16 protein-coding genes are annotated in these 14,789 nt (G+C 45.9%); 15 read left to right on the top strand and 1 reads right to left on the bottom strand.

Annotated features, from left to right (window positions below):
• Positions 1-15: 15 nt before the first annotated feature.
• The 9 genes from JNUCC21_RS12155 (at position 16) to fni (ending at position 8,287) form a co-directional block, all read left to right on the top strand.
• Positions 16-999, top strand: coding sequence for a YpdA family putative bacillithiol disulfide reductase (locus tag JNUCC21_RS12155; RefSeq protein WP_012117874.1), 984 nt, complete (start codon positions 16-18; stop codon positions 997-999).
• A 96-nt stretch (positions 1,000-1,095) separates the two neighbouring features.
• On the top strand, positions 1,096-1,752 hold the full coding sequence (gene prsW, locus JNUCC21_RS12150; protein ID WP_003153415.1) for a glutamic-type intramembrane protease PrsW: 657 nt from the start codon (positions 1,096-1,098) through the stop codon (positions 1,750-1,752).
• Between the two features lie 130 nt (positions 1,753-1,882).
• The gene (gene sleB, locus JNUCC21_RS12145) at positions 1,883-2,752 is read left to right on the top strand and encodes a spore cortex-lytic enzyme (protein WP_012117872.1); all 870 of its coding nucleotides are present in this window, start codon (positions 1,883-1,885) and stop codon (positions 2,750-2,752) included.
• 24 nt (positions 2,753-2,776) lie between these two features.
• A complete protein-coding gene (gene ypeB, locus JNUCC21_RS12140) occupies positions 2,777-4,126 on the top strand; it encodes a germination protein YpeB (protein WP_007409448.1) in 1,350 nt (449 codons plus the stop codon).
• 88 nt (positions 4,127-4,214) lie between these two features.
• Positions 4,215-4,871 carry a flagellar brake protein gene (locus JNUCC21_RS12135; protein ID WP_007409449.1) on the top strand — a complete coding sequence of 219 codons (657 nt, stop codon included), beginning with the start codon at positions 4,215-4,217 and terminating at the stop codon, positions 4,869-4,871.
• Positions 4,872-4,917: 46 nt separating this feature from the next.
• On the top strand, positions 4,918-5,094 hold the full coding sequence (locus JNUCC21_RS12130; RefSeq protein ID WP_003153420.1) for a YpfB family protein: 177 nt from the start codon (positions 4,918-4,920) through the stop codon (positions 5,092-5,094).
• Between the two features lie 78 nt (positions 5,095-5,172).
• On the top strand, positions 5,173-5,847 hold the full coding sequence (gene cmk / locus JNUCC21_RS12125) for a (d)CMP kinase (RefSeq protein ID WP_015240110.1): 675 nt from the start codon (positions 5,173-5,175) through the stop codon (positions 5,845-5,847).
• 227 nt (positions 5,848-6,074) lie between these two features.
• On the top strand, positions 6,075-7,223 hold the full coding sequence (gene rpsA / locus JNUCC21_RS12120) for a 30S ribosomal protein S1 (RefSeq protein ID WP_007612259.1): 1,149 nt from the start codon (positions 6,075-6,077) through the stop codon (positions 7,221-7,223).
• A gap of 14 nt (positions 7,224-7,237) precedes the next feature.
• Positions 7,238-8,287, top strand: coding sequence for a type 2 isopentenyl-diphosphate Delta-isomerase (gene fni, locus JNUCC21_RS12115; protein ID WP_122504097.1), 1,050 nt, complete (start codon positions 7,238-7,240; stop codon positions 8,285-8,287).
• A 34-nt stretch (positions 8,288-8,321) separates the two neighbouring features.
• Here the strand turns inward: fni and JNUCC21_RS12110 are convergent, their stop codons facing one another.
• Positions 8,322-8,453 (bottom strand): YpzI family protein, encoded by a 132-nt coding sequence (locus tag JNUCC21_RS12110; RefSeq protein ID WP_003153429.1) that lies wholly within the window; start codon positions 8,451-8,453, stop codon positions 8,322-8,324.
• 76 nt (positions 8,454-8,529) lie between these two features.
• Between JNUCC21_RS12110 and JNUCC21_RS12105 the strand changes: the two genes are divergently transcribed.
• The 6 genes from JNUCC21_RS12105 (at position 8,530) to spoIVA (ending at position 14,630) form a co-directional block, all read left to right on the top strand.
• Positions 8,530-9,132, top strand: coding sequence for a hypothetical protein (locus JNUCC21_RS12105; protein ID WP_122504096.1), 603 nt, complete (start codon positions 8,530-8,532; stop codon positions 9,130-9,132).
• A gap of 192 nt (positions 9,133-9,324) precedes the next feature.
• Positions 9,325-10,635 carry a ribosome-associated GTPase EngA gene (gene engA / locus JNUCC21_RS12100; RefSeq protein ID WP_003153433.1) on the top strand — a complete coding sequence of 437 codons (1,311 nt, stop codon included), beginning with the start codon at positions 9,325-9,327 and terminating at the stop codon, positions 10,633-10,635.
• Between the two features lie 17 nt (positions 10,636-10,652).
• Positions 10,653-11,690 (top strand): NAD(P)H-dependent glycerol-3-phosphate dehydrogenase, encoded by a 1,038-nt coding sequence (locus JNUCC21_RS12095; protein ID WP_369878184.1) that lies wholly within the window; start codon positions 10,653-10,655, stop codon positions 11,688-11,690.
• Positions 11,691-12,008: 318 nt separating this feature from the next.
• Entirely contained in the window at positions 12,009-12,212 is a 204-nt protein-coding gene (locus JNUCC21_RS12090; RefSeq protein WP_122504095.1) for a DUF2768 domain-containing protein, read from the top strand.
• Between the two features lie 19 nt (positions 12,213-12,231).
• The gene (locus JNUCC21_RS12085) at positions 12,232-12,966 is read left to right on the top strand and encodes a hypothetical protein (protein WP_007409453.1); all 735 of its coding nucleotides are present in this window, start codon (positions 12,232-12,234) and stop codon (positions 12,964-12,966) included.
• Between the two features lie 185 nt (positions 12,967-13,151).
• Positions 13,152-14,630, top strand: coding sequence for a stage IV sporulation protein A (gene spoIVA, locus JNUCC21_RS12080; protein ID WP_007409454.1), 1,479 nt, complete (start codon positions 13,152-13,154; stop codon positions 14,628-14,630).
• The last annotated feature ends 159 nt before the right edge of the window (positions 14,631-14,789 follow it).

Here is a 14,789-nt window from a genome sequence, read left to right as displayed (position 1 = left end):
CAGGAGTTGAAGGACATGACAGAAGAAAAAGCAATTATAATAGGCGGAGGTCCTTGCGGATTATCGGCGGCTATACATCTGAAGCAAATTGGCGTGAACGCGCTTGTGATCGAAAAAGGGAATGTCGTAAACAGCATTTATAACTATCCGACCCACCAAACTTTTTTCAGTTCAAGTGAAAAATTGGAGATCGGCGATGTCGCCTTTATTACGGAAAACAGAAAACCGGTCCGCATACAGGCTCTCTCTTACTACAGAGAGGTTGTCAGAAGAAAAGAGCTGCGCGTAAACGCCTTTGAAACGGTGGAGCGCGTAACGAAACAGGAAGACGGCCGTTTTCTTGTAGAAACATCAAAAGACCGCTACCTCACTCCGTTTTGTATCATTGCGACAGGATATTATGATCATCCGAATTATATGAACATACCGGGTGAAGGGCTTCCTAAGGTATTTCATTACTTTAAAGAAGGCCATCCTTATTTTGATAAAGATGTTGCTGTGATCGGCGGGAAAAACTCAAGTGTGGACGCGGCTTTGGAACTGGTGAAGTCCGGTGCGCGCGTCACGGTGCTCTACAGAGGACATGAGTACTCCCCGAGCATCAAGCCGTGGATTCTGCCTGAGTTTGAGGCCCTCGTCAGAAACGGCACAATCCGGATGGAATTCGGCGCTTGTCTTGAAGAAGTGACGGAAGATGAAATCATTTTCCGCTCCGGCCGAAATGAGACGGTCCGGCTGAAAAACGATTTCGTATTTGCCATGACGGGATACCATCCCGATCACGGTTTCCTCGAAAAAATCGGTGTGCGGATTGATGCGGAATCAGGCCGGCCGTTTTTCCGGGAAGAAACGATGGAAACAAATGTTGACGGTGTTTTTATCGCCGGAGTCATTGCGGCTGGAAATAACGCCAACGAAATTTTTATCGAGAACGGCCGTTTTCACGGCGGCTTGATCGCAAATGAAATATCAAAACGGCTGGGTGCAGAGAGCATATGATCATTCATATGCTCTTTTTTAAAAAAATTGAAAGATGTAAAAATGTGAACAACATGGTACGATAGATATAGGAATATAAAGGAAAGAGGTTGCCTGATGTTTGCAATCATCTCTGCAGGAATTGCTCCCGGCATTGCGCTGTTAAGCTATTTTTATTTAAAAGATCAGTATGACAATGAACCCGTACATATGGTGCTGAGGTCTTTTTTTCTCGGGGTTGTCCTTGTGTTTCCGACCATGTTTATCCAATATGTTCTTGAAAAAGAGCATGTGGGGGGAGGAAGCTTTTTCGTTTCGTTTTTGTCTTCGGGATTTCTGGAAGAATCGGTGAAATGGTTCGTTCTGATGATCAGTGTGTATCCGCATGCTCATTTTGATGAGCATTATGACGGAATCGTTTACGGGGCCAGTGTGTCTTTAGGATTTGCCACGCTTGAAAATATTCTGTATTTATTCGGCCACGGCGTTGAGCATGCTTTCATCAGGGCGCTTCTGCCGGTCTCCTGCCATGCGCTGATCGGAGTGATTATGGGATTTTATCTCGGAAAAGCCCGCTTTTCGCAGAAAAAAGCCCGTGTCAAATGGCTTGTGATTTCGCTGGCCGTGCCTTCATGTCTGCACGGTTCTTACGATTTTATTCTTACCGCCCTCAATCATTGGGTATATTATATGCTGCCGTTTATGCTGTTTTTATGGTGGTTCGGGCTGCGAAAGGCAAAAAAAGCACGCTCCGTCAATATGATCCAAGTGTGAAGAAACCGCGCGTCGCGTGCGGTTTCTTTTTTATGCCTTGACAGGGGATAAGAAGGAAACGTGCATAAAAATAACCTCGTGACAGACAATACGGGTACACTTTAAATTTTGCAGTAGGAGGCTTGAAGAGATGAAGTGCAAAGGAGCCTTTATGGCATGTCTCATTCTATTTTCTTTCGCCGCTGCTTTCTTCGATCATCATGAAACGGTTCATGCGTTTTCAAATCAAGTGATTCAAAGAGGCGCGACGGGTGATGATGTTATAGAATTGCAGGCCCGTCTTCAATATAACGGATTTTATAACGGGAAAATCGATGGTGTTTACGGCTGGACCACATACTGGGCCGTGAGAAATTTTCAGGAGAAATTCGGCATGAAGCCGGTTGACGGCCTCGTCGGCGCGAAAACCAAACAGGTGCTGATTTCTAAATCAAAATATTACCGTGAATATGTAATGGAGCAGATCCAAAAAGGGAATACGTTCACTCATTATGGCAACGTCCCATTGAAAAACCAAACAAAACCGAGAGCCGGAACGCAGAAGCCGGCGGGAACGAATAAGCCTGCTCAAAAGCCGCAAAACAAAACAGGCGGTCAGTCAAATCAAAAGCAAAATACGACAGCGGCCAATATGCCTGGCGGTTTCTCAAACAACGACATCAATCTTCTGGCACAGGCTGTGTACGGGGAAGCGCGCGGTGAGCCGTTTGAAGGGCAGGTTGCCATCGCCGCGGTTATTTTAAACCGTATTAAAAGCCCGTTATTTCCGAATACGGTGGCCGGCGTCATTTTCGAACCGCTCGCGTTTACCGCCGTTGCCGACGGCCAAATATATATGCAGCCGAATGAAAGAGCAAAAGAAGCGGTTCTTGATGCGATCAACGGCTGGGATCCTTCTGAAAACGCGATTTATTATTTCAATCCTGATACGGCGACAAGCAAATGGATTTGGGGACGTCCGCAGATAAAAAGAATCGGAAAACACATTTTCTGTGAGTAAAAGTACGCAAAATGAGGTGTTAACATGATTAGAGGAATCATTATCGCTGTTCTCGGTGTCGCGATCGCCGCAACCGGATACTGGGGATATAAAGAGCATCAGGAAAAAGATGCGGTCCTTCTGCATGCGGAAAATAATTATCAGAGGGCTTTTCATGAATTGACGTACCATGTTGATCAGCTTCACGACAAAATCGGGACGACGCTTGCGATGAACAGTAAAAAATCTCTGTCTCCGGCGCTCATTGATGTATGGAGAATAACATCTGAAGCTCATAACAATGTGAGCCAGCTGCCCCTGACTCTCATGCCTTTTAATAAGACGGAGGAGTTTTTATCCAACATAGGAGATTTCAGCTATAAAACATCCGTCCGGGATTTAGACCAAAAACCGCTTGATAAGAAAGAATATACAACACTGAACAGCCTGTACAAACAGGCGGAGAACATTCAAAACCAGCTCCGCAGCGTTCAGCATCTCGTCATGAGCAAAAATTTACGGTGGATGGATGTTGAGATGGCGCTCGCCTCTGACAAAAAACAAAGCGATAATACGATCGTCGACAGCTTTAAAACAGTCGAAAAAAATGTAGGCGCTTTTTCTGAAGACAGCATCAGCCCCACATTTACGGGAGCAAATACAGAACGAAAAGGTTTTACGCATCTGAAAGGAAAACAAATTACGGAAAAAGAAGCGGTCAAAATCGCACAACGGTTTGCGCCTGATCATAATTATTCAATTAAAGTGGTCAAAAGCGGCAGGAAGACGAATCGGGACGTATACAGCATCCGCATGAAAGACGCCGACAACAAGTCTTTTATCTATATGGATATTACCCAAAAAGGCGGACATCCGGTCTATTTGATTCAAAAACGGGCCGTGAAGAAACAAAAGATCAGCCTCAATGAAGCATCTAACCGGGCCGTCGCGTTTTTAAAGAAAAATGGATATGAAACAAAAGGCCTCGAAATTGATGAAAGCGCGCAATATAATAACATCGGCGTCTTTTCTTTTATCCCCGTGGAGAAAAATGTCCGCATTTATCCGGAAGCCATCCGAATGAAAGTGGCGCTGGATGATGGTGAAGTCGTCGGTTTTTCCGCGCGTGATTACCTGGCGGCGCACCGCACGAGAACGATTCCGGCTCCCGCTTTGTCAGCTGATGAAGCGAAAGCGAAGCTGAATAAAAATGTTGAAGTGCGGGAGACCCGGCAGGCGCTGATCACGAATGAGCTCGGTCAGGAAGTGCTTTGCTACGAAATGCTTGGGACGATCGGGAAAGACACATATCAAATGTTCATTAATGCGGACGACGGAAAAGAGGAAAAAATAGAAAAGTTAAAAAGTGCAGAACCTATATATAAAGACCTATAAAAAATAAAGGAGGAAAGGACTAAAAGTCTTTTCCTTTTTTTCGTTACATGCTTTAATAAAAGCATAAATAATGAAAGAGTGAAGGCCCATGATAGCTGTCGGAGATTATATTTGGATTGAATACATAGAGAACAATGAGCCCAAAAAAGCGAGGAGCAAAGCAGTAAGCGTTGAAAACGGCGAACTGCACATCTCATATCCCGTCGATTTGGATTCGGGACGGACGGTCTTTTTGCATAAAGGATTGGAAATAACAGCGGAATTTATGGGGAATGGCCACGTGCCGTATCAATTTAAAAGCATAATCAAAGGAAAGAAAAAAGACCCCATCCCGATGATCGGATTGGACATCCCCCCTCAGGAGGAAATGAAGCGGATTCAAAGACGCCGATACGTCCGTGCAGACGCAGTATTGGATGTATCCGTCAAAATGGAAGCGAAAAAAACCGCTTTCCAAACGGTTTCCTCTAATATCAGCGCCGGCGGAATCGCTGTTGTGATGCCTGAGCATATTTCCGCGGAACCAGGTGAAAAGCTGTATGTCTCATTTTCTCTTCCCGGCAAGGAAAATACAGCCGATATTACGGCCGAGGCTGTTACCCAGCGGATTTTTTATGATGAAAAGGCGGATAAACAAAAAATGACGCTTGAATTTGCAGAAATCGATCCCGCATCACAGCAGCTTTTACTCCAATATTGTATGCGCGCGCAGCTTCAGCAGAGAAGAAACAGTCTGTCGGAATAAACAGCAGCGCACTTTTCCATACTAATCCTAATGGAGGTGCGCGTATATGAAAACGTTTGAACGTCTGCTGGTCAAATTGGTCTGCATTCAGCTTATAATTTTGGGCGCGGTGCAATTTTTGCTTCATTATCAGCCTATTGAACCTTATATTTCGAAAGCTGTGAAATATGAGGGAGTTGATAAAATGGAGAAAAAAGAATGGATTGAAACGGTAAAGCGGTAAATCAGCTCAATTTTTTCGCCCCTTTTCCGGCAGTTCATGATACAATCCATAGAGGAGAAAAGAGCAAGGAGAGAGATTATGGACAAGAAATTATCAATTGCGATCGACGGGCCGGCCGCTGCCGGAAAAAGCACCGTTGCTAAAATAGTGGCTGAGAAAAAATCATATGTGTACATTGATACAGGAGCGATGTATCGTGCCATTACATATACGGCGCTCAAGCAGAATGCCGATTTAACTGATGAAGCAGCGCTTACAGAGCTGCTGAAGCGTACGGAAATTGAGCTTGTATCCGCTCCGGAAGGACAAATCGTTCTGGTAAACGGAGAAGATGTGACAGAAGAAATCCGAAAAGACGAAGTCAGCAACCAAGTATCAATCGCCGCCAAGCATAAAGGCGTCAGAGAAGAAATGGTCAAAAGACAGCAGCAGCTCGGACAAAAAGGCGGTGTCGTCATGGACGGCCGTGATATCGGTACTCATGTGCTGCCTGATGCCGAAGTGAAAATTTTTCTGCTCGCGTCTGTAGAGGAAAGAGCGAAGCGCCGATATGAAGAGAATAAGAAAAAAGGCTATGACGTGAATTACGAGACGCTCATTGAAGAAATTTCCAGACGCGACAAACTCGATTCAGAGAGGGAAGTTTCCCCGCTGCGCAAAGCGGAAGACGCGATTGAAATCGATACGACGTCACTCAGCATTGCCGAAGTCGCAGGAAAAATTCTGGAGATCGTCGAACAGAAATCACGTTAACTTTGGGCGGAGCGCTTTATAATTTTTTTCGAAAGACAAGATGTTATTGCTTGACAAACCAGTCCATTTATTAGAAGTTAATACTAATAAAACTTTTTATTGATCATTCAAAATCTTTTTTGGATGATTCTTTAATACATATTCGGCTGAAAAGCGGACATTCACATGTTCAGCTTTCAAACCGTATTAATTAAGCTGTGTAGGTTTGGACCAAGGAGGTTATTCAAATGACAGAGGAAATGAATCAAATTGATGTTCAAGTGCCAGAGGTTGGAGATGTAGTAAAAGGGATTGTGACAAAGGTAGAGGACAAGCATGTAGATGTCGAAATTGTCAATGTCAAACAGTCCGGAATCATTCCAATCAGTGAATTATCAAGTCTTCATGTAGAGAAAGCATCGGATGTCGTAAAAGTTGACGACGAGCTTGACCTGAAAGTAACAAAAGTGGAAGACGATGCTTTGATTTTATCTAAACGTGCCGTTGATGCTGACCGCGCTTGGGAAGACCTTGAAAAAAAATTCGACACAAAAGAAGTGTTTGAAGCTGAAGTGAAAGATGTGGTGAAAGGCGGTCTCGTCGTTGATATCGGCGTTCGCGGCTTCATTCCCGCATCACTTGTCGAAGCTCATTTCGTCGAGGATTTCACTGACTATAAAGGGAAAACCCTCTCTCTTATCGTCGTTGAACTCGACCGTGATAAAAACCGGGTGATTCTGTCACACCGGGCTGTAGTGGAAAAAGAACAGACAGCCAAAAAGCATGATTTTCTCCAAACGCTTGAGGTTGGAAGCGTGCTTGAAGGAAAAGTGCAGCGTCTGACTGATTTCGGCGCATTTGTCGACATCGGCGGAATTGACGGGCTTGTTCATATTTCGCAGCTGTCTCATTCACACGTCGAAAAACCGTCTGACGTGGTGGAAGAAGGTCAGGACGTAAAAGTGAAAGTACTGTCCGTAGACCGCGATAACGAGCGTATTTCTTTATCTATTAAAGAAACGCTGCCGGGACCTTGGAGCCAGGTCGGCGAAAAGGTAAAACAGGGAGATGTGCTTGAAGGAAAAGTGCAGCGCCTTGTAAGCTTCGGCGCCTTCGTTGAAATTCTTCCGGGCGTGGAAGGACTTGTGCACATTTCGCAAATTTCCAATAAACATATCGGAACGCCGCATGAAGTGCTTGAAGAAGGACAGACTGTTAAAGTGAAAGTGCTTGACGTGAACGAAAGCGAAGAGCGCATTTCCTTAAGCATGCGTGAGCTTGAAGAAGCGCCGAAAGCCGATCAGGAGGACTTCCGCCAATACCAGGCGAAAGAAGAGCCGAGCACCGGCTTCCAGCTTGGCGATTTAATCGGAGACAAGCTTAATAAATTAAAATAAATTGGTGATAAAACGTGACACGAGCAGAACGAAAAAGAGAACATATAAATCATGCGCTGTCTACCGGCCAAAACCGGGAAACGGGGCTTGATGATATTACGTTTGTTCATGTCAGCCTACCGAACCTAGCATTGGAAAAAGTGGATATATCAACGAAAATCGGCGGACTCACAAGCAGTTCGCCGATTTTTATCAATGCGATGACAGGCGGCGGCGGACAGCTTACATACGAAATTAACAGATCGCTGGCAAGAGCGGCGCGCAAAGCCGGCATGCCGCTGGCTGTCGGTTCGCAAATGTCAGCTTTAAAAGATCCCTCCGAACGGTGTTCTTACGAGATCGTCAGAAAAGAGAATCCGGACGGGCTGATATTTGCCAATTTAGGCAGCGAGGCGGATGCCGAGCAGGCGAAAAGGGCAGTTGATATGATTCAAGCAGATGCCCTCCAGATTCATTTAAATGTGATTCAGGAGATCGTCATGCCAGAGGGTGACAGAAGCTTTACTGGCGCTCTCGGCCGTATTGAGCGGATTGCGGCGGAAGCGGGAGTTCCCGTTTTTGTCAAAGAAGTCGGCTTCGGAATGAGCAGGGAATCGGCACGGCAGTTATTTGAGGCTGGCGCAGCAGCAGTTGATGCCGGCGGATACGGCGGTACAAATTTCTCTAAGATTGAAAATATGCGCAGAGAGAAGGCGCTTCAATTTTTTAATACGTGGGGGATTTCCACTGCCGCAAGCTTAGCGGAAATCCACTCGCTCTCCGCTGATCAATCAATTATTGCATCCGGCGGGCTGCAAAGCGCCCTGGATGTCGCCAAATCGATTGCCCTCGGCGCTTCCGGCGCGGGAATGGCGGGCACTTTTCTGAAAGCTCTCACCTCTAAAGGAGAAGAGGGCCTGTTTGACGAGATGACGGCGCTTTTGCAAGAGCTGAAAATGATTATGACCGCCCTCGGATGCCAATCGGTTTCCCAATTGCAAAAGGCGCCTTTGGTCATAAAAGGTGACACACATCATTGGCTTTCTGAACGGGGAATTGACACATCCCGTTTCAGCAGACGTTAAAAGGCATGCGAACCCGCATGCCTTTTTCTGTTTTTTACGATTTTCTTTTTCGGAATTCCCCGTTTTGCTCAAGGCTTGTCGCTCCTTTATGGTGAATCGAATCATCGCGATCAGATTCCACCCGGCGGGAGGCTTTCAGTTTTTTCTCCTGTCTGTCTTTTCCCATCCTTATCCGCTCCTTTCAGGCATAATTGGTTTAAAAAATGCGTTCCCGCTCCATACTGATCAGAGGAGGAGCGATTATGGAACCGTTTTATTATTACTGGTCAATGTGGTTTTTATGGATACTAGCGACTTTTATTTTTGCCAAAACGAAAAGCCGTTTTTACGTATCAGTCTTTATTTTGACTAATATGATGGCAAGCATACATCAGATTACGGCTTATTTTACGCTGAATGCGGCATATGTCATGTTTTTTGCTGCGGCATTTGTTTATGCGGGAAGCCTCGGCATGCATAAACGGCTCCGTAATATTGTGATTCATCTGACGGCGGCTGCGGCGTACAGCTTTATTTTTCTTTTTGCATTATATGATCCTGTTTGGTTTATCATAAAACCTGAATGGGCGGCGGTTATACTGCTTACCGTTATTACGCTTTCCGTTGAGGGGCGGTTCCCTGAGAGGCTTTGTCTTTTTGTTCTCGGCATGTGCCAGGGGGAGCTATTGTATGCTGCGGTCATCCGCAATATTGCGGGTGCTGCAGCCGTCGGGGATTATCAATGGCTTTCAGGCTGTTCGGCGGGAGTGGTTCTGCTCGTCGGGCTGACTACATATGAACAGCTTGCGGCGCGCATCAGCCAAAAAAGCAAAAAGCAGGGCAAAGGAGCGACAAAAATGTCTTGAAAACAGACGGAGACTGTTACATGAATGCGAAACATTTTGAAGAATACATTGTGATCTCAGTGAAAACTGATATAATAAATGAGTTAAGCCCTTCTGTTTGAAGGGTTCTTTTCATAGCGAAGATGATTTTTAATAACCGGTTGAACAATTTTTTGTGAAAATGTAAGCGGCTGGATTGAAAGGAAGGGTACTATGGGTAAACCTGTCGTAGCCATTGTCGGAAGACCGAATGTGGGAAAATCCACAATCTTTAACCGGATTGCGGGTGAAAGAATTTCAATAGTAGAAGATACCCCCGGAGTGACGCGGGACCGGATATACAGTTCGGCGGAATGGCTGAATTATGATTTTAACCTGATTGATACGGGCGGAATTGATATCGGAGACGAACCGTTTCTGACACAGATCCGCCAGCAGGCTGAAATCGCCATGGACGAGGCTGATGTGATCATCTTTATGGTGAACGGCCGCGAAGGTGTGACGTCTGCGGATGAAGAAGTGGCGAAAATACTGTACCGGACGAAAAAACCGGTCGTATTAGCCGTAAATAAATTAGATAATACCGAAATGAGAGCGAACATCTATGACTTTTATGCGCTCGGCTTTGGAGAACCGTATCCGATTTCGGGCACACACGGTTTAGGATTGGGAGATTTGCTCGATGCTTGTGCCGAGCATTTTAAAAACATTCCGGAGACGAAGTACAGTGATGATGTCGTTCAATTCTGCCTGATCGGCCGCCCGAATGTCGGAAAATCATCCCTTGTCAATGCGATGCTCGGCGAAGAGCGGGTTATCGTGAGCAACGTAGCCGGAACGACTAGAGACGCTGTGGATACGGCGTTCACCTACAATCAGCAGGAATTTGTAATCGTTGACACGGCGGGAATGAGAAAAAAGGGTAAAGTATATGAAACAACAGAAAAATACAGTGTGCTTCGGGCGTTAAAAGCCATTGACCGCTCAGACGTCGTCGGCGTTGTGCTGAATGCAGAAGAAGGCATCCTTGAGCAGGACAAGCGGATCGCCGGATACGCCCATGAAGCCGGGAAAGCCGTCGTCATTATCGTAAACAAATGGGATGCCGTTGATAAAGACGAGCGCACGATGAAAGAATTTGAACAGAATATTCGGGAACATTTCCAATTTCTCGATTACGCGCCGGTGCTGTTTATGTCGGCACTGACGACAAAGCGGATTCATACACTCATGCCTGCGATTATTAAAGCGAGTGAAAACCACTCTCTCCGCGTGCAGACAAATGTCTTAAATGATGTCATTATGGATGCGGTCGCCATGAATCCGACTCCGACGCACAACGGCTCCCGTCTGAAAATTTACTATGCGACTCAAGTCGCTGTTAAGCCGCCGAGCTTCGTTGTTTTTGTCAACGATCCGGAACTGATGCATTTTTCTTATGAACGCTTTTTAGAAAACCGAATCCGGGACGCTTTCGGATTTGAAGGTACGCCAATTAAAATATTTGCAAGAGCAAGAAAATAAAAAGGTGTGATACAGAGATGAAAAAAGTGGCAATGCTTGGAGCGGGAAGCTGGGGCACTGCACTTTCTTTAGTGCTGGCTGATAACGGACATCAAGTCATGATGTGGGGACACCGTGCCGAATTGATCGATCAAATCAACGAACTGCATGAAAACAAAGATTACCTGCCGGGGGTGGAGCTATCAAGTTCTATCATCGGTACAGCTGATTTAAGCGAGGCTTTAAAAGGAGCTGACTTCATCATTGTGGCAGTTCCGACAAAAGCCATTCGGGAAGTGCTGAAAAAGGCTCTGCCGTACATCCCGAAACGATCGATTTTTGTTCATGTCAGCAAGGGAATTGAGCCGGATTCGCTTCTCCGCATTTCAGAATTAATGGAAGAGGAGCTGCCTGAGGAGTACAGAAAAGACATCGTCGTGCTTTCAGGGCCGAGCCACGCTGAGGAAGTCGGATTAAGACACCCGACGACTGTTACATCATCTTCAAAAAATATCAAGGCTGCAGAAGCGGTTCAGGATTTATTCATGAACCAGCATTTCCGCGTCTATACCAATCCGGATATGATCGGTGTGGAAATAGGGGGAGCGTTAAAGAATATCATCGCTCTTGCAGCGGGGATTACAGACGGATTGGGATACGGAGATAATGCAAAAGCGGCCTTAATCACCCGAGGTCTTGCTGAAATCGCCAGACTCGGCACAAAGATGGGCGGAAATCCGCTCACCTTTTCCGGCCTGACCGGCGTAGGCGATTTAATCGTGACGTGTACAAGCGTTCATTCCCGAAACTGGCGCGCCGGCAACCTGCTCGGCAAAGGATATAAGCTGGAAGCTGTCCTGGATAAGATGGGGATGGTTGTTGAAGGCGTGCGGACGACGAAAGCTGCGTATCAGCTGTCTCAAAAATACCAAGTGAAAATGCCGATCACAGAGGCGCTTCACCAAGTATTATTTAACGGGCAGAAGGTAGAAACGGCCGTAGAATCCTTAATGGCCAGAGTGAAAACCCATGAGATGGAAGACTTGGTCAACACATTCGAAAACCGGGTGAAGTGACAATAACATGCCGTCAGCATATTCTGAAGTGACGAAAGTCCAAAACGCAGAACTCTCCGGCTGAAATCGCTTAAAACATTTGCTGATTTAGGCAGAAGAGGATGCAGACGTATGCATCTGCGCATACTATAGCATCGAAGTCCAAGAGAGTGTATCTCAGACGTACAGGTGAATATAGTCAACTTGACTGAAGCAAAGTCCCCCTCTTTGCTTCAGTTTTTTTGTTTTTTCAATAGATGGAAAACCTGTTGATCTTTTCAACATTTGTATATTAAAATGAAATATAACGCTTACAATGATGGGACGGGGGGCACGAACGTGAGTGTGGCATTGATGAAAATGTGGTTTGCGCTTGGTGCTATGGGATTAATGTTTGTTGCGGTGGTCTCTATTTATGTCAGCAGGTACAAAGTGAAAAACAAACTGATAAAAGCAGCGGTTTCTTCACTTGCTTATGCCTGCATGGTCATCTCGGGATTGATCGTGTTAATGGTCGTTTTCAGCGGGCCTGTCAATGAATAAAGCAAAAAGGGGGCGCGGAATGCATAAGTTAAAAATGGCCGTCATAACGGCAATGGCGGTGCTCCTGCTGTCCGGCTGTCTGTACCCTGAAGCGGAAAAAACTGAAAATAAAGTATCTTACAAACATCAGCTTCAGCAGGTGCAAGCGGCAGTGGATGAATTTAAAAAGGCGAACGGCGGACTTCTGCCGATTCAGACAAAAGATATGAAAACACCGCTCTATCAAAAATATCCGATAGATTTTAAGCGGCTCGCGCCCAGATACATAGAGGAGCCGCCGGCCTCAGCTTATGAAAGCGGTGGAATGTACCAATACGTGCTTGTCGATGTGGAAAATAAGCCGACCGTCAAGCTGGTCGATCTCCAAATGGCGGAAGCAATCCGCGACATGAAGCTGCGTGTCAAAATGTATCAGGAAAAGCATACATATCCTCCCTATGAGGACGCCGTTTCAAAAGGGCTGTTCACTTTAAATAAAAAAAAGCTCGGCATGAAAGACTCTCCTTCAGTCAAAAGTCCGGTTTCAGGCACGTCTCTGCCGCTTTTAATCGGCGCTGACGGAGAAATCTATGCCGACTATCGCGTCGATCTCGCCCGCTGCCTGAAGGAAAACAAAAAGAAAATCAAACCGGGCGCGGAAATTCAAGATATTTTATGGAAAGAGACTCCTTTCGTCCCGGCCTTTTCAGTCACATACACCGTAAATGAAAAACAGGAACCCGTTTTTTTAGAAAGTCAAACGAAACAGGAATGAACCTTTTTCCCGCGCATACAAATAGGGAGAAAGGTTTTTTTGATTTTGATAGAAAAGACTGCCTGAAAATTTTCTAAAGATGTCATATTGAAATAGGACAACGTCATACACATATAGTGTCCTGTATTTGATTGGAGAATGGTGAATGAAAAATGATAAGGATAGGAAGTCCGGGAGGGGATCACTTGGAAAAGGTCGATATTTTCAAGGATATCGCTGAACGAACAGGGGGCGATATATACTTAGGAGTCGTTGGCGCTGTCCGTACAGGGAAATCTACATTCATTAAAAAATTTATGGAGCTCGTGGTGCTCCCGAATATCAGCAATGAGGCCGATCGAGCGCGGGCGCAGGATGAGCTTCCGCAAAGCGCAGCAGGAAAAACGATAATGACCACAGAACCAAAATTTGTCCCGAATCAAGCCATGTCCGTTCATGTCGCGGAAGGACTTGATGTCAACATCCGTCTTGTGGATTGTGTGGGATATACGGTTCCCGGGGCGAAGGGATATGAGGATGAAAACGGCCCGAGAATGATCAATACACCTTGGTACGAAGAACCGATTCCCTTTCATGAGGCAGCGGAAATCGGTACGAGAAAAGTCATCCAGGAACACTCCACAATCGGGGTCGTCATTACGACAGACGGCTCAATCGGCGATATTGCGCGGGGCGATTACGTGGAAGCGGAAGAAAGAGTCATCGACGAGCTGAAGGAAGTCGGCAAACCGTTTATTATGGTCATCAACTCGGTAAAACCGTACCACCCGGAAACAGAAGCGCTCAGAGCTGAATTAAGCGCGAAATATGATATTCCCGTCCTCGCCATGAGTGTTGAAAGCATGCGGGAAACAGATGTGTTAAGCGTCCTCAGAGAAGCGCTTTACGAGTTCCCTGTGCTGGAAGTCAATGTCAACCTTCCGAGCTGGGTCATGGTGCTGAAAGAAAATCACTGGCTCAGAGAGAGCTACCAGGAATCAGTGAAAGAAACCGTAAAAGATATTAAACGCCTGCGCGATGTCGACCGGGTTGTCGGCCACTTCAGTGAATTTGAGTTTATTGAAAGCGCCGGTCTGGCCGGAATCGAACTTGGCCAGGGTGTCGCAGAAATTGATTTGTATGCGCCGGATCATTTATATGACCAGATTTTAAAAGAAGTTGTCGGTGTTGAAATCCGCGGGAAAGACCACCTGCTTGAATTAATGCAGGACTTCGCCCACGCGAAAAAAGAATATGATCAGGTATCAGATGCGCTGAAAATGGTGAAACAGACCGGCTACGGCATTGCCGCCCCGGCCTTAGCCGATATGAGCCTTGATGAACCGGAAATCATCAGACAGGGATCAAGGTTCGGAGTAAGGCTCAAAGCGGTCGCTCCGTCCATTCATATGATCAAAGTGGATGTGGAAAGTGAATTCGCGCCGATCATCGGGACGGAAAAACAAAGTGAAGAACTTGTCCGTTACTTAATGCAGGACTTTGAAGATGATCCGCTTTCTATCTGGAACTCCGATATTTTCGGCAGATCATTGAGCTCTATCGTAAGAGAAGGAATCTCCGCAAAACTGTCACTCATGCCGGAAAATGCGAGATATAAACTGAAAGAAACGCTGGAGAGAATTATTAACGAAGGCTCAGGCGGCCTGATCGCCATTATTTTGTAAGCTGAAGGACCTCTTCCTGAAACGGGGGGTCTTTTTTTATTCTTTTTAGATACTGGAAATCAATCAAGGATTAGGAGGAAAAAAGCAAAAAAAGGAATATTTGTTCGGTAAAACACGTGAAAACCTTGACGAGCAAGGGATTGAGGCTTTAAAATGCTT

It is taken from the genome of Bacillus sp. JNUCC-21, assembly GCF_041222765.1.
Taxonomy (GTDB): domain Bacteria; phylum Bacillota; class Bacilli; order Bacillales; family Bacillaceae; genus Bacillus; species Bacillus velezensis.
This window is presented reverse-complemented; position numbering and strand designations above follow the sequence as displayed.